Genomic DNA, 14035 nt, shown 5'->3' with positions numbered 1-14035 from the left:
GGTCCTGGGGGCCGGCGCACGTGCCGCTGCCGTTGCACCACGGTCAGCACCGCCCCGACCTCTACCGCTGACGGACTACGTCCCCTCGGTAGGCGAACCACCGCGTCCGTCGGACAGATCCAGCAGCACCTTGGAGGCGACCGTGCGGTCCTGAGCCGTGTCGAACGCCGCGACGGACCGCTCCAGCGGGAAGGTGTGGGTGACGACCGGCTCGACGGGCAACCCCTGGCCCAGCAGAGACAGGGCCTCGTCGAACTCGGTGTCGAAGCGGAAGGCACCGCGCAGTTCGAGTTCACGGGTGACCGCGACATTGCCCAACAGCCCGATCTCGCCGGGCGGCAGCAGCCCGAGCATGACGACGGTCCCGCCACGCCGCACCCGTTCCACGCAGCTGCGCAGCCCGGCCGGCGCCCCGGACGCCTCGACGGCGACATCGAAGACACCGGCCCAGGCGGGATCGCCGGCCCGGTCCGCGCGTACGGTGGCGGTCGCGCCCACCTCGGTGGCGATACGCAGCGGTTCGTCGTGGAGGTCGCTGACGACGATCTCGGTGGCGCCGCCGTGCCGCAGCGCCGCCACGACCAGGCAGCCGATCGGGCCCGCCCCCGTGACGAGCACCCGCTTGCCGCGCACCTCGCCCGCCCGGCGCACGGCGTGCAGGGCCACCGAAAGCGGCTCGGCGAGCACGGCCCGGCGCAGGCTCAGCCCGGGCGGCAGCGGCCGGATCTGGTCGGCGGGCACGGTGATGAACTGCGCGAAGCCGCCCTGGACGTGCGGGGTGTGGGCGGCGCTGCCCAGATAGCGGGTGTGGGCGCAGATGTTGCGCCTGCCGCGGGCGCACTCGGGGCAGACCCCGCAGGGGGTCGCGGGATGGATGGCCACGGCGGTGCCCGTCGCCGGCGCGGCCGGCCCGTCGACGCCCGGACCGAGGGCGGCGACATGGCCGACCACCTCGTGGCCGAGCACCATGGGCTCGCTCACCGCGAAGTCCCCCACCCGGCCCCGGTGGTAGTAGTGCAGATCGGAACCGCAGATCCCGCCGAGCGCGACGGCCACCGCGATCTCACCCGGCGCGGGTCCGGCGTAAGGCCGCTCCTCCACCCGGAGATCGCCGGCTCCGTGGACAACGCACGCGTGCATGGGGCTCCTTGAGGGTTCGGCCGGTTCACAGGACGGAGTGTCGGTTCACGGGACGGAGAGCCGGGTCACGGGACGGAGAGCCGGTTCACAGGACGGAGTGCCGGTTCACAGGACGGAGTGCCGGTTCACAGGACGGAGAGCATGCCACCGTCGACGTACAGCAGTTGCCCGTTGACGAAGTCGGAGGCGGGGGAGGAGAGGAAGAGCAGGGCGCCGACGAGGTCCTCGACCCTGCCCCAGCGGCCGGCCGGCGTCCGCCCCCGCACCCAGGCGCTGAACTCCTCGTCCGCGACCAGCGCCGAGGTCAGCTCGGTGTCGAAGTAGCCGGGGCCGATGCCGTTGACCTGGATGCCGCGCGGCCCGAGGTCGGCGCACATGCCCTTGGTGAGCATCTTCAGGCCGCCCTTGGTCGCCGCGTAGGGCGCGATCCCCGGGCGTACCGCCTCGCTCTGCAGCGAACAGATGTTGATGATCTTGCCGTGGCCCCGGGGGACCATACGGCGGGCGACCTCGCGGCCGACGAGGAAGGCGCTGGTGAGGTTGGTGTGAAGCAGGCCGTGCCAGTCCTCGTCGGTGAAGTCGAGGAAGGCGGCGCGGCGTTGGGCGCCGGTGTTGTTGACCAGGATGCCGATCGGTCCGGCCCGGTCCTCGATCCGGGCGACGGCGGCGGCGACCGCGGCGGAGTCGGTGACGTCGAACGCCTCCGCGAGGACCGCGTCGCCGTAGACCCCGGCCAGCTCTTCGCGGGCGGCCTCCAGGACGACGGTGTCGCGGCCGTTGAGGACGACCGTGACACCGGCCTCCAGCAGACCCCTGGCCAGCGCCAGACCGATACCGCGGCTAGATCCGGTGACCAGGGCGACCTTGCCGGTGACGTCGAAGAGGGGATGGCTCATCTGTCTCGTCCTCTGCCTCGTCCATGTTTCCATTGAGTGGAAAAGATATCTGCTCAGTGGAAAACATCGTGGGTGTGGCGGGAGTGAGATGTCAACCACCGGGTACCTTTGCCGCTGTGAGCACCAGCGAGGTACCGGTCGATGTGGTCGGACGGGTGATCCGGCTGCTCGTCCTGGTCGGCGAGCACCCGCACGGCATCACGCTGTCCGAACTGGCCCGCGCCAGCGGCGTCCCCGTCAGCACGGCCCACCGGCTGGTCAACTCCCTCTGCCGCGAGGGCCTGGTGGAGTTCGAGCCGGACGGCAAGCGCTACAAGCCGGGCCTCGGACTGTTCCGACTCGGCCAGCAGGCGGGCCAGGTGTACGGATTCGCCGGCACCGCCCTTCCCGTGATGCAGCGCGTGACGCGGCAGACCGAGGAAGCCACCCTGATGTCCGTCCTCGACGGCACCCGGCACCTGTACGTGCACTACGTGGACGGCCCCCTCCCGGTCGGCGTCCGCAGCGACCCGGGCCACCACGGTCCGCTGCACTGCACCTCGATGGGCAAGATCCTCATGGCCTTCGCCGCCGACGACGTACGCGCCGACCTCCTGGACCGCGTCGAACTCACCCCGCACGGACCCAACAGCATCACCGACCGCGACGTCCTGCGCGCCGAGGTCGCCCGCGCCGCCGAACGCGGCTACGCCACCGCCGACGAGGAACACCACCCCGGCCTGCGTGCCGTGGCGGTCCCGATCCTGCGACCCGACGGCAGCCTCTTCGCCGCCCTCTCCACCGCCGCGCCCGCGTTCCGCCGCACCATGGACGATCTCGTCGCCATGGTCCCGGTGCTCCGCACGGCGGCGGCCGAACTGGGCGTCCGGCTGCCCGCCCGCTGACCCGCACTCCGCGCCGCGCCCGGCGGGCATCCTCACCCCAGAGGGCGCACCGCGCGTCCACCGCTGGGAGGGCTGACGGACATGGGAAACCCCGACGGAAAGCGGCCGGGACTGCTCGAAGGGAAGACCGCGCTGGTCACCGGGGCCGGCACCGGCATCGGCCGGGAGACGGCGCTGCAACTCGCCGCGGAGGGTGCGACAGTCGTCCTCGTCGGGCGCCGCCAGTACGTCCTCGACGAGGTCGCCACCGTCATCGAGGAGAACGGCGGCACGGCCCTCGCCCGCTCCACACACGTGGAGAACGCGGACGAGGTACGGGAGTTGGTCGACTGGACCCGGGACACGGCCGGCCCCGTCGACATCCTCGTCAACAACGCGGGCGTGGGCGGCCAGGTCCTCGACGTCCGCTGGACCGGAGAGGACGAGTGGAACGCCGTCATGGGCGTCAACCTCACCGCGGTCTACCTGCTCACCCAGGCCGTGCTCCCGGACATGCTGGAGCGCGGCGGCGGCTCGATCATCACGGTGTCCTCGCTCGCCGCGATACGGCCCACCCTCCTCGGCGGAGCCCCGTACGGCGCTGCGAAGGCGGGCGTACGCAACTTCATGGCCTACCTGCGCAACACCTTCCGCGACGACCTGATCCGCGCCACCTGCATCCTCCCCGGCGCCGTCGACACCCCGATCCTGGACGACCGTGCCGCCCCGCCGAGCGAGGAACAGCGGGCGGCCATGGTGCAGCCGCAGGACGTGGCACGGGCCGTACTGCTGTGCGCGACGCTGCCCCGGCGGACGGTCGTGGAGGAGCTGGTGATCGCGCCGACCGCCGCCCCCGAGGGCCCGTTCCACAAGCCTTAGGGCCGGAAGGGTACGGACAGTGACAGCGACGCGAAACGTCCGGGCCGGCCCGTGTGGGCCGACCCGGACGTCGGGGTGCTGCCAGGGCCTGTCGCGGCCCCAGGTCTGACGGGATCAGACCAAGTCGAAGCGGTCCAGGTCGGAGACCTTGGCCCACGCCGCGACGAAGTCGTTCACGAACTTCTCCTTGGCGTCGTCGCTCGCGTAGACCTCGGCGAGGGCGCGGAGCTCGGAGTTGGAGCCGAAGACGAGGTCGGCACGGGTGCCGGTCCACTTGACGTCACCGGTGGCGGCGTCACGGCCCTCGAAGAGGGTCTGGTCCTCGGACGTGGACTTCCAGGTCGTCCCGAAGTCGAGCAGGTTGACGAAGAAGTCGTTGGTGAGCTTGCCCGGGGTGTCGGTGAAGACGCCGTGCGAGGACTGGGCGTGGTTGGCACCCAGGACGCGCAGGCCACCGACGAGGGCGGTCATCTCGGGGGCGCTGAGGGAGAGCAGGTTCGCCCTGTCGAGCAGCAGGTACTCGGCGGGGAGGCGGTTGCCCTTGCCCTGGTAGTTGCGGAACCCGTCGGCCGCCGGCTCCAGCGCGGCGAAGGACTCCACGTCCGTGTGCTCCTCGGTCGCGTCCACGCGGCCGGGGGTGAAGGGCACCTCGACGTCGTGACCGGCGTCCTTGGCGGCCTTCTCGACCGCGGCGGCACCGCCGAGGACGATCAGGTCGGCCAGGGAGACCTTCTTGGCGCCGGAGTTGAACTCCGCCTGGACGCCCTCGAGAGCGGTCAGGACGTGACGCAGCTCCTCGGGGTTGTTGACCTCCCAGCCGCGCTGGGGCTCCAGGCGCAGACGGGCACCGTTGGCGCCGCCGCGCTTGTCGCTGGAGCGGAAGGTGGAGGCCGAGGCCCACGCGGTGGAGACCAGCTGCGAGACGGTCAGACCCGAGGCGAGCAGCTTGGCCTTGAGCGCCGCGATGTCGGCGGCGTCGATGACCTCGCCCCCGGCCTGAGGCAGCGGGTCCTGCCACAGCAGGGTCTCCGCCGGCACCTCGGCGCCGAGGTACTGCGACTTCGGGCCCATGTCACGGTGGGTCAGCTTGAACCAGGCGCGGGCGAAGGCGTCCGCGAACTGCTCCGGGTTCTCGTGGAACCGGCGGGAGATCGGGCCGTAGATCGGGTCGAAGCGCAGCGACAGGTCCGTCGTGAGCATGTTCGGCGCGATCTTCTTCGACGCGTCGTGGGCGGCCGGGACGGTGCCCTCGCCCGCGCCGTCCTTCGGCTTCCACTGGTTGGCGCCGGCGGGGCTCTGTGTCAGCTCCCACTCGTAGCCGAAGAGGTTCTCGAAGAAGTTGTTGCTCCACTGGGTCGGCGTGGTGGTCCAGGTGACCTCCAGGCCGGACGTGATGGCGTCCGCGCCCTTGCCGGTGCCGAAGCTGTTCTTCCAGCCGAAGCCCTGCTCCTCCATCGAGGCGGCCTCGGGGTCGTTGCCGACGTTGTCCGCCGGGCCCGCGCCGTGGGTCTTGCCGAAGGTGTGGCCACCGGCGATGAGGGCGACGGTCTCCTCGTCGTTCATCGCCATGCGGCGGAACGTCTCACGGATGTCGCGGGCCGCGGCCAGCGGGTCCGGGTTGCCGTTGGGGCCCTCCGGGTTGACGTAGATGAGGCCCATCTGAACGGCGCCGAGCGGGTTCTCCAGCTCACGGTCGCCGGTGTAGCGCTGGTCGTCGAGCCACGTGGTCTCGGGACCCCAGTACACGTCCTCCTCGGCCTCCCAGACGTCCGCGCGGCCGCCGCCGAAGCCGAACGTCTCGAAGCCCATCTGCTCCAGCGCGACGTTGCCCGTGAGGATCATGAGGTCGGCCCAGGAGATGCTCTGGCCGTACTTCTTCTTCACCGGCCACAGCAGACGGCGGGCCTTGTCCAGGTTGCCGTTGTCCGGCCAGCTGTTGAGCGGGGCGAAGCGCTGCTGACCGGCGCCGGCGCCGCCGCGGCCGTCACTGATGCGGTACGTACCGGCGCTGTGCCAGGCCATACGGATCATCAGCGGGCCGTAGTTGCCGAAGTCGGCCGGCCACCAGTCCTGCGAGGTGGTCAGTACCTCGGCGATGTCCTGTTTGACGGCCGCGAGGTCGAGGTTCTTGAACGCCTCGGCGTAGTCGAACTCCTCGCCCAGGGGGTTGGACACGGCGGGGTTCTTGGCAAGGATCTTCAGGTTGAGCCGCTCCGGCCACCACTGGCGGTTACCGCCACCCTGAGTCGGGTGCGCGGCGCGCCCGTGAGCGACCGGGCAGCCACCCGTCTCCTCGGGCTTCGCGTCTGTGACGATCGCGTCGTGGTTCTCAGTCATGGGAGTCCTTCCGAACTGGGTAAATCACGTTGCTGAAATGCTGGCTTCGGAACATTGGGGGCACAGGCCCCAGTAGATGACCTCGGCCTCGTCGATCGCGAAGCCCTGGTCGTCGGACGCGGTCAGGCACGGGGCGTGGCCGACCGCGCAGTCGACGTCGACCACGGCACCGCACGAGCGGCACACGAGGTGGTGGTGGTTGTCCCCGACACGGCCCTCGTACAGGGCCGGGCTGCCGGGTGGTTCGAGGCGGCGTACGAGTCCGGCGCCGGACAGCGCGTTCAGAGCCTCGTACACGGCCTGGAGCGAAATATGGCCCACACGATCGCGCACGCCGGCGGCGATCGCTTCGACGCCGAGGTGGTCGCCGTCCCGGACGGTTTCCAGCAACGCGACGCGCGCGGCCGTCACCCGCAGGCCGGCACCGCGCAGCTCCTCGGCGGTGTTCGGAGGCTGGGATGCGGTCATGGCGACCAACCTACCCTCATAAACACGAAGAGTTCAAGAAAACGAATGACCCAAGTTTAGAAGGCCGCACGGAAAGCCGGCTGTGAACCGACCGAGGCGGCCGATACAGCCTCCCACCTGGGACGACCGCCGCTGCTCGGGTCGGGGCTCCCGGGGTGTCCGGTCCGGCCGGGATGCCGTCGAGGGGTTGATTCCGCTGGAGGGAGGGGGTCTACGGGGCCAGAGTGGCCTGCCGACGGCGTTCTCGGCGGCACCCGCCTCGCCATCGCCGGCGCCGCCGGAGGCATCCCCCGGGCGAGGCGGTCAGCCCAGGGTGAGGAGGGTGATCGCCATCGCCGCGCCGAGGAGGCCGACCGTCTGCCGGGTGCTCACGCGTTCATGGAGCAGGGTGAGGCCGAGGACCGTGGGGACGGCCGGGTAGAGGGAGGCCAGGAGGACCACGACGGACAGCATCTGTCGCTGCGCCGCCCACAGGTAGAGGAGCAGGGCGAGCGCGGCCCCCGCGCCGGTCGCGGTCGCCTTCCCCCACACCTGCGGCGGCTGACGGAACCGCCCGGCATGCCGCCACAGGCCGGGCAGCAGGAGTACGACCGCGGCCACCCGCCCCGCGACCACCGGCCACACCCCGCTCCCGGCACCGGCCTGGGCCAGCCCGAGATACTGCACCGCCACCCCGAAACTGGCGAGGACCCCGTCCAGGGTCGCCCCCGCCCCGGCCCCGGGCCCCATACCCGTCTCACCCCGGCCGCCCGTCGCCCGACACCAGCCACAGCGCCGGCACCGTGACGCAGATGCCCAGCCACGCCACGGCGGCGGGCCGGTCACCGAGCAGAAGGACGCCGCACAGCACGGACAGCGCCACCCCGGTGACGGCGCTCACCGGCACGACCACGCTCATGCTGCCCCGGCTCAGTCCCCGGTTGAGATACGTCATGGCCGCACCGCTGCCGAGGCCGGACAGCGCACCCGACAGCGCATCCGGGAGCCGCACATCGGGCGCCGGCGCCAGGAGCGCCACCACGAGCGCCAGCAGCAGGCCCCACGCCTGGCCGAGCAGGGTGACCACGGCGAAGTGCACCCGGCGGGACAGCAGCCCGCCGGCGAAGTCGACGATGCCGTACAGGGCGGCGGACGCGAGGGCGAGGAGGGCGGCCATTCAGTCGTGGGTGCCCCGTACGCGCGATTCCATGATGGATCAGGGACGGAGCGGGTACTCGGGAACGAGTTCCGAGCCGACTCCCGGTGAAGGAGGTCGCCTCGCATGACCCCCATCAAGCACGCGAGCGCCACGAAGCACCCGACTTCGACGCAGGCTCCCTCCGCGGAGGCCCGCGCCTACGACGCCGAGCCGTATCTGCCCAGCCGCGGCGGTCTCCCCGCCCACCGCCGAGCCGCGGCCGACTGCCGGGGCTGCCCCCTCCACGAGGACGCCACCCGGACGGTCTTCGGCAAGGGGGACGAATCCGCGCGGCTCCTCCTGGTCGGTGAACAGCCGGGGGACCAGGAGGACAGACAGGGCGAGCCCTTCGTCGGACCCGCCGGGCGGCTGCTGCGGCGGGCGCTGGACGAGTCCGGGATCGACATGGACACGACCTACGTGACCAACGCGGTCAAGCACTTCAAGTTCACCCGGCCCGCGGGCGGCGGCAAACGCCGCATCCACAAGGCGCCCGACCTGCGCGAGGTCGCCGCCTGCGGCCCCTGGCTGCGCGCCGAACTGCGCCTGGTGCGACCGGAAGTGGTCGTGGCCCTCGGCGCGACCGCGGGCAAGGCACTGCTCGGCAACTCCTTCCGGGTCACCAAGGACCGGGGCGCGCTGCTCCCCATGCCCTCCGGCCAGGAGGACGGTCCCTACGTCGTCGCCACGCTCCACCCCTCGGCCGTACTCCGCGCCGACGACCGCGAGGGCGCGTACGCGGGACTGATCTCGGACCTGAAGGTGGCCGCGCAAGCCTTGGCCGAGCGTGAGCCGTGATCCCAGCCGTGATCCCTGGCCCTGACCCCTACGGCTTGCGCCCCACACCACCGAAGCAGTCCACCTCCTCCACCACTTCCACGCCCTCCACCTCATCCGAGCCGCTCCGCGCGGCCCGCCACCGGCCGACCGACACGAGCCCCGGCTCCACAAGGTCCAGCCCGTCGAAGAAACGGGCGAGCTGCTCGGGGGAACGATTGACGCGCGGATTGTCGCTCGCCCCGTTCCAGTGCTCGACCATCGCCCGCATCGCTTCCGGCCGGTACACCTCGGTGCTGTCGCCGAGAACCAGATGGCTGCCGGAGGGCAGGGCGTCGAGGAGCCGTGCGACGACGTCGTACGCGCTCTCGTCGGGCACATGGGCGGTGATGCCGAGAAGCATGAGGGCGACGGGGCGGGTGAGGTCCAGGGTGTGGGCGGCGCGTTCGAGGATGACGTCGGGATCGCGGAGGTCGGCGTCGATGAACGCGGTGGCGCCCTCGGGAGTGCTGGTGAGCAGGGCCGTGGCGTGGGCGAGGACGGTCGGGTCGTGGTCGACGTAGACGATCCGGGAGTCGCGGGCGATCCGCTGCGCGACCTCGTGGGTGTTGTCCTGCGTGGGCAGCCCGGTGCCGATGTCGAGGAACTGGCGTAAGCCGGCCGCCTCGGTCAGATGCGCGACCGTGCCGCGCAGGAAGGCACGCTGAGCGCGGGCGATCTCGACGATCTGCGGGTTCATCCGGCGGATCTCTTCACCTACCTGCCGGTCGATCTCGTAGCAGTCCTTGCCGCCGAGCCAGTAGTTCCAGATCCGGGCCGAGTGCGGGACGTTGCTGTTGATCACCGGACGGTCAAGTGGCATGGAAACTCCCCGTGTTGACGTGTGCGGGCGCCACTCAACCTAACAAGATCGTCGCGTGTGTGATCAGTGGTCGGCCGCAGGGCCGACCACCCACCGGCGAGATCCGGCCGACCCCCTGGGCCGCGCCGACACATCGAAGGAGTCGAAACCCTAGCCGCCGCTCCCGCTTCCGTTCCCACTCCCGCTCACCAGAACCACTTCCAGCGTGCGCGGACCGTGCACCCCTTCCACCCGGTCAAGCTCGATGTCGCTGGTGGCGGACGGGCCGGAGATCCAGGTCAACGGGCGTGTCGGGTCGAGCTGTTCGAGCGCCTGCGGCACCGACGACACGACCTGCTCCGGCACGCGTACGACGCAGATGTGGTGGTCGGGCACGAGCGTGATCCGGCGGCGCCCCTGGTCCGGTGAGCCGTCGAGGACGATGGTGCCGGTCTCGGCGACGGCGAGCGCGCAGGCGGTGACGACGCTGTCGACGCCGTCCAGCTCGTGCGCCGTGCTGTCCACACGGTCCGGGACCCGCGTCACCTCGGTCGCCGCCAGCCACTCCGCACGCAGCCCCGGCGGCACGAGCACCGTCCGTGAGCCGTGCTCGCGCAGGAGCCGGGCGACGACCTCGGCGAGCCCGTCGGCGTCCGTGCGGTGCACGAGCGCCCGGTAGTCCGCCAGGTTCTCGGCCAGCAGATCCACCGTCTCCTCGACGCTCCGCTCGCCGTGCTCACGCAGATAGTCGCGCTGAACCGCCTGCTCGTAAGGCGTGTCGTCCCGCGGTACGTCGGCGAGGGCGCGCCGCACCCGGCCGAGGATCAGATCCCTGCTGCTCACTTCCCGGTGTCCTTTCCGCCGCTCGTCGATCCGCCACTCATACGTTCATCGCCGCGTCCGCCGTTCGTCCGCTGCCACCAGTCGCGGAACGGCTCGGCCGGCAGCGCCGGCAGATCACGGCTCGCGCTCCACGCCTTGCCGGGACCGGGCAGCGTACGGGGATGGAAGCGGCGGGTGCGGGACGCGACCCGCTGGCCGGTGCGCAGTGCGCCGGGGTGACTGAACGCCCAGCGCGCCGCGCGCATCGCCGCCCGCTCGGCGGCGTGCCCCTTCGCGGGCTTGAGGACGACCTTGGCGCCCTGCTCCGTCGCCGGGCCGCCCTGCGCGATCCGCTCCCGCAGATGCACCAGCACCTCCGGGATGTCGATGGCGACCGGGCACACCTCGTAGCAGGCGCCGCACAGCGAGGAGGCGTACGGCAGGGAGGCGTCGACCTCGCTTCCCGTGCCCCGGAGCTGGGGGCTGAGGATGGCCCCGATCGGGCCCGGGTAGACCGAGCCGTACGCGTGGCCGCCCGCCCGCTCGTACACCGGGCAGACGTTGAGACACGCCGAGCAGCGGATGCAGCGCAGGGCCTGACGGCCGACCTCGTCGGCGAGCGTGTCGGTGCGGCCGTTGTCGATGAGGACGAGATGGAAGGTGCTCGGGCCGTCCTCGTCCGTGGTGCCGGTCCAGGTGGAGGTGTACGGGTTCATCCGCTCGGCGGTCGAGGAGCGGGGGAGGGTCTGGAGGAAGACCTCCAGGTCCTGCCAGGTCGGCACGATCTTCTCGATGCCGACGACCGAGATGAGGGTCTCGGGGAGGGTCAGGCACATCCGGCCGTTGCCCTCGGACTCCACGACGACCAGGGTGCCCGTGTCGGCGACCATGAAGTTGGCGCCGGAGACGCCGACCTTGGCACGCAGGAACTTCTCCCGCAGATGCAGCCGCGCGGCGTCCGCCAGCTCGGCGGGCGTGTCGGTGAGGCCCTCGGGGGCGGGGCGGCCCCACTCGCTCATCTCCCGCGCGAAGATGTCCCGGATCTCGCCCCGGTTGCGGTGGATCGCCGGCACGAGGATGTGCGAGGGCCGGTCCTTGCCCAGCTGCACGATGAGTTCGGCGAGATCGGTCTCGTAGGCGTGGATGCCCTCGGCCTCCAGCGCCTCGTTCAGCCCGATCTCCTGCGTGGCCATGGACTTGACCTTGACGACCTCGCTCTCACCGGTCGCCTTGACGAGATACGTGACGATCCGGTTGGCCTCGTCCGCGTCGGCGGCCCAGTGGACCGTGCCGCCCGCCGCCGTGACCGACTCCTCCAGCTGGACCAGATACCGGTCGAGATGACGGAGCGTGTGGTCCTTGATCTGCTTGCCCGCCTCGCGCAGCTCGGCCCAGTCCGGCACCTCCGCGACCGCGGCCTCGCGTTTCGCGCGGATGGTGTGGGTGGCGTGGCGGAGATTGCCGCGCAGGGTCGTGTTGTGCACGGCTTCCCGGGCCGCCTTCGGGAAGGCCGGCATGCCGACGAACGTCCCGCTCATCCCAGGGGCTCCTTCTCTGTACTGGCGAGGATCTCCGCGATGTGCACCGGCCGCATGCTCGTGCGCAGCCGGGTCATCGTGCCGCCGATGTGCATCAGGCACGAGTTGTCGGCCGCGCACAGCACGTCGGCGCCCGTCGACTCGGCGTTGCGCACCTTGTCCGTGCCCATCGCCGCCGAGACATCGGAGTTCTTGACGGCGAACGTGCCGCCGAAGCCGCAGCACTCCTCGGCTCCGGGCAGCTCCACCAGCTCCAGCCCCTTCACCGCCTGGAGCAGCCGCCGAGGCCGCTCGCCCAGGCCCAGGCTGCGCAGCCCGTGACAGGTCGGGTGGTACGTCACCTTGTGCGGGTAGTACGCCCCGACATCCGTCACCCCCAGCACGTCCGCCAGGAACTCGGTCAGCTCGTACGTCTTCGGCACGACCGGCGCGAGCGTCCGCGCCAGGGTGTCTCCCCGGCCCTCCGCCCGCGCCCGCTCACCCATGCGCGGATACAGCTCCCGCACCATGGCCCCGCAGGAGCCGGACGGCGTCACGATCGCCTCGTACTCCCGGAATACATCGGAGAACTTCCGGGCCAGCGGCTCGGCCTCATGCCGGTATCCCGTGTTGTAGTGGGCCTGCCCGCAGCAGGTCTGACCCATCGGGAAGTCGACGTCGACGCCCAGCCTGGTCAGCAGTTTCACCACGGCACGGCCGGTGTCCGGATAGAGCGTGTCGTTGACACAGGTCAGGAACAGGGCGACACGCATCGCGGCTCCTCGGGGGTCGGTCATCGGATGAGTGCAGAGTACGGCGTGGCTGAGCGAAGGGCGAGAGGCCCCGCTCACTCCTGGTCCCCGCTCACCTTTCGGTGAGCCGGTCCTCCGCCGCACGCCAGGCCGCCGGGTCGCCCTGCGGCTCGTACCGCACCAGCGGCTGGGTACGGGCGAGGAGGCCCCGCATCGAGGCCCGGTCACGCACCACACCGTGGGCGCGGGCCTGGACGAGGACGTTGCCCAGAGCCGCCGCCTCCGCCGGTCCCGCCACCACCGGCAGCCCGCAGGCGTCGGCGGTGAGCTGGCAGAGCAGGGCGTTGCGGGTGCCGCCGCCGACGATGTGGACGACGTCCACAGGGTGGTCGGCGAGGGCCTGGGCCTCGGCGACGGCCCGCCGGTGGGCGAGCGCCAGCGAGTCGAGGATGCAGCGGGTGATCTCGGCGGGCGTCCCCGGAACGGGCTGCCCCGACTCCCGGCACGCCCCGGCGATCCGCTCCGGCATCCGGCCGGGCGCCAGGAACGCCGAGTCCCCGGCGTCCACGACCGACCGCAGCGCCGGCACAGCCGCCGCGGCCCGCAGCAGCTCTCCGAGGTCCGGGTTCCCCCACTCCCGTACGCACTCCTGGAGCAGCCAGAGCCCCATGATGTTCCGGAGATAGCGGACCGTGCCGTCGAGCCCCAGCTCGTTGGTGAAGTTGGCGGCCCGGCTCGCCTCGGTCAGCACCGGCGCGTCCAGCTCCAGGCCGGCCAGCGACCAGGTGCCCGTGCAGATGTACGCGAAGCGTTCACCTGCGGTGGCCGGGACGGCCGCGACCGCCGAAGCGGTGTCGTGCGACCCGACGGTCGTCACCGGCACGGGCCCGGTCAGCCCGGTCTCCTCCAGCACCTCGGCCCGGAGCAGGCCCGCCGGATCGCCGGGCCGCCGCAGCGGCGCGAACAGCTTCAGGTCGACACCGAGCCGCTCCGCCACGTCGTAGGACCAGTCACGCGTCCGCGGATCGATCAACTGCGTCGTGGAGGCGTTGGTGAGCTCGGTGCCCTGCTCGCCCGTGAGCCAGTACGTCAGCAGATCGGGGATGAGCAACAGCCGCTCCGCGTAAGCCAGTTGGGCGGCGGACCGGGCGGCGACCAGCTGGTACAGGGTGTTGAAGGGCGCGTACTGCAACCCGGTCGCCGCATACAGCTCGGAGGCGGGTACGGTGGCCCACACCTTCTCCGCGACGCCCTCGGTACGGGTGTCGCGGTAGTGCACCGGGTTGCCGAGCAGGGCACCGTCGGTGTCCAGCAGCCCGTAGTCGACGGCCCAGCTGTCGATGCCGACGGAGTCGACCCGCCCGGCCGCCTTCAGCCCGTCGAGCACTCCCGCGTACAGCGAGAGCACGTCCCAGCGCAGCCCCTCCGGGGTCCGCACCGGCCGGTTCGGGAACCGGTGGGCCTCGACCAGCTCCAGCGAGTCCCGCCCCGCCCGGCCGACCATGACCCGCCCACTGGACGCGCCCAGGTCGACCGCCGCGTACGACTTCACGCCCGCGTTCATGG

General features: G+C 71.5%; 14 protein-coding genes. 3 read left to right on the top strand and 11 right to left on the bottom strand.

The genetic code is table 11. The annotated features are described in order from the left end of the window. Positions 1-75 precede the first annotated feature (75 nt). Positions 76-1140 carry an L-idonate 5-dehydrogenase gene (locus I8N67_RS22065; protein ID WP_200304895.1) on the bottom strand — a complete coding sequence of 355 codons (1065 nt, stop codon included), beginning with the start codon at positions 1138-1140 and terminating at the stop codon, positions 76-78. Between the two features lie 125 nt (positions 1141-1265). Continuing rightward, complete coding sequence (locus I8N67_RS22060) at positions 1266-2036, bottom strand: SDR family oxidoreductase (RefSeq protein WP_200304894.1); 771 nt, start codon at positions 2034-2036, stop codon at positions 1266-1268. A gap of 116 nt (positions 2037-2152) precedes the next feature. On the opposite strand from I8N67_RS22060, the gene I8N67_RS22055 reads away from it, so the two are divergent. After that, positions 2153-2920, top strand: a complete 768-nt coding sequence (locus I8N67_RS22055; protein ID WP_200304893.1) for an IclR family transcriptional regulator — start codon at positions 2153-2155, stop codon at positions 2918-2920. An 81-nt stretch (positions 2921-3001) separates the two neighbouring features. Continuing rightward, a complete protein-coding gene (locus tag I8N67_RS22050; protein WP_200304892.1) occupies positions 3002-3778 on the top strand; it encodes an SDR family oxidoreductase in 777 nt (258 codons plus the stop codon). Positions 3779-3892: 114 nt separating this feature from the next. On the opposite strand, the gene katG is transcribed toward I8N67_RS22050, so the two are convergent. The 4 genes from katG to I8N67_RS42810 all read right to left on the bottom strand — a co-directional run bounded on the left by katG (position 3893) and on the right by I8N67_RS42810 (position 7739). Beyond that, positions 3893-6115, bottom strand: coding sequence for a catalase/peroxidase HPI (katG, locus tag I8N67_RS22045; protein WP_200304891.1), 2223 nt, complete (start codon positions 6113-6115; stop codon positions 3893-3895). A gap of 24 nt (positions 6116-6139) precedes the next feature. Next, positions 6140-6583, bottom strand: coding sequence for a Fur family transcriptional regulator (locus I8N67_RS22040; RefSeq protein ID WP_200304890.1), 444 nt, complete (start codon positions 6581-6583; stop codon positions 6140-6142). A gap of 303 nt (positions 6584-6886) precedes the next feature. Then, complete coding sequence (locus I8N67_RS42815) at positions 6887-7312, bottom strand: EamA family transporter (protein WP_234046078.1); 426 nt, start codon at positions 7310-7312, stop codon at positions 6887-6889. Positions 7313-7319: 7 nt separating this feature from the next. Beyond that, positions 7320-7739 carry an EamA family transporter gene (locus I8N67_RS42810; RefSeq protein ID WP_234046077.1) on the bottom strand — a complete coding sequence of 140 codons (420 nt, stop codon included), beginning with the start codon at positions 7737-7739 and terminating at the stop codon, positions 7320-7322. A gap of 105 nt (positions 7740-7844) precedes the next feature. Between I8N67_RS42810 and I8N67_RS22030 the strand changes: the two genes are divergently transcribed. Next, complete coding sequence (locus tag I8N67_RS22030) at positions 7845-8558, top strand: UdgX family uracil-DNA binding protein (RefSeq protein ID WP_200304889.1); 714 nt, start codon at positions 7845-7847, stop codon at positions 8556-8558. Between the two features lie 28 nt (positions 8559-8586). Here the strand turns inward: I8N67_RS22030 and I8N67_RS22025 are convergent, their stop codons facing one another. The 5 genes from I8N67_RS22025 to I8N67_RS22005 all read right to left on the bottom strand — a co-directional run bounded on the left by I8N67_RS22025 (position 8587) and on the right by I8N67_RS22005 (position 14033). After that, positions 8587-9399, bottom strand: coding sequence for an SAM-dependent methyltransferase (locus I8N67_RS22025; RefSeq protein WP_200304888.1), 813 nt, complete (start codon positions 9397-9399; stop codon positions 8587-8589). 150 nt (positions 9400-9549) lie between these two features. After that, complete coding sequence (locus I8N67_RS22020) at positions 9550-10221, bottom strand: LutC/YkgG family protein (RefSeq protein ID WP_200304887.1); 672 nt, start codon at positions 10219-10221, stop codon at positions 9550-9552. Next, positions 10218-11738, bottom strand: coding sequence for a LutB/LldF family L-lactate oxidation iron-sulfur protein (locus I8N67_RS22015; protein ID WP_200304886.1), 1521 nt, complete (start codon positions 11736-11738; stop codon positions 10218-10220). Before I8N67_RS22015 ends, I8N67_RS22020 begins: the two co-directional genes overlap by 4 nt. Next, positions 11735-12490: a (Fe-S)-binding protein gene (locus tag I8N67_RS22010; protein WP_200304885.1), complete on the bottom strand. Its 756-nt coding sequence runs from the start codon at positions 12488-12490 to the stop codon at positions 11735-11737. Before I8N67_RS22010 ends, I8N67_RS22015 begins: the two co-directional genes overlap by 4 nt. Before the next feature lie 91 nt (positions 12491-12581). After that, complete coding sequence (locus I8N67_RS22005) at positions 12582-14033, bottom strand: rhamnulokinase (RefSeq protein WP_234046076.1); 1452 nt, start codon at positions 14031-14033, stop codon at positions 12582-12584. Between the last annotated feature and the right edge of the window lie 2 nt (positions 14034-14035).

Origin of the sequence: Streptomyces adelaidensis, assembly GCF_016598475.1 — a bacterium.
Taxonomy (GTDB): Bacteria; Actinomycetota; Actinomycetes; order Streptomycetales; family Streptomycetaceae; genus Streptomyces; species Streptomyces adelaidensis.
This window is presented reverse-complemented; position numbering and strand designations above follow the sequence as displayed.

Bases quoted from the DNA above. Each gene is read 5' to 3' on its own strand.
- I8N67_RS22025 (WP_200304888.1), bottom strand. From the start codon at position 9,399: ATGCCACTTGACCGTCCGGTGATCAACAGCAACGTCCCGCACTCGGCC.
- I8N67_RS22015 (WP_200304886.1), bottom strand. From the start codon at position 11,738: ATGAGCGGGACGTTCGTCGGCATGCCGGCCTTCCCGAAGGCGGCCCGG.
- I8N67_RS22005 (WP_234046076.1), bottom strand. From the start codon at position 14,033: ATGAACGCGGGCGTGAAGTCGTACGCGGCGGTCGACCTGGGCGCGTCC.
- I8N67_RS22065 (WP_200304895.1), bottom strand. From the start codon at position 1,140: ATGCACGCGTGCGTTGTCCACGGAGCCGGCGATCTCCGGGTGGAGGAG.
- I8N67_RS22050 (WP_200304892.1), top strand. From the start codon at position 3,002: ATGGGAAACCCCGACGGAAAGCGGCCGGGACTGCTCGAAGGGAAGACC.
- I8N67_RS22060 (WP_200304894.1), bottom strand. From the start codon at position 2,036: ATGAGCCATCCCCTCTTCGACGTCACCGGCAAGGTCGCCCTGGTCACC.
- I8N67_RS22010 (WP_200304885.1), bottom strand. From the start codon at position 12,490: ATGCGTGTCGCCCTGTTCCTGACCTGTGTCAACGACACGCTCTATCCG.
- I8N67_RS22040 (WP_200304890.1), bottom strand. From the start codon at position 6,583: ATGACCGCATCCCAGCCTCCGAACACCGCCGAGGAGCTGCGCGGTGCC.
- I8N67_RS22030 (WP_200304889.1), top strand. From the start codon at position 7,845: ATGACCCCCATCAAGCACGCGAGCGCCACGAAGCACCCGACTTCGACG.
- I8N67_RS42810 (WP_234046077.1), bottom strand. From the start codon at position 7,739: ATGGCCGCCCTCCTCGCCCTCGCGTCCGCCGCCCTGTACGGCATCGTC.
- katG (WP_200304891.1), bottom strand. From the start codon at position 6,115: ATGACTGAGAACCACGACGCGATCGTCACAGACGCGAAGCCCGAGGAG.
- I8N67_RS42815 (WP_234046078.1), bottom strand. From the start codon at position 7,312: ATGGGGCCCGGGGCCGGGGCGGGGGCGACCCTGGACGGGGTCCTCGCC.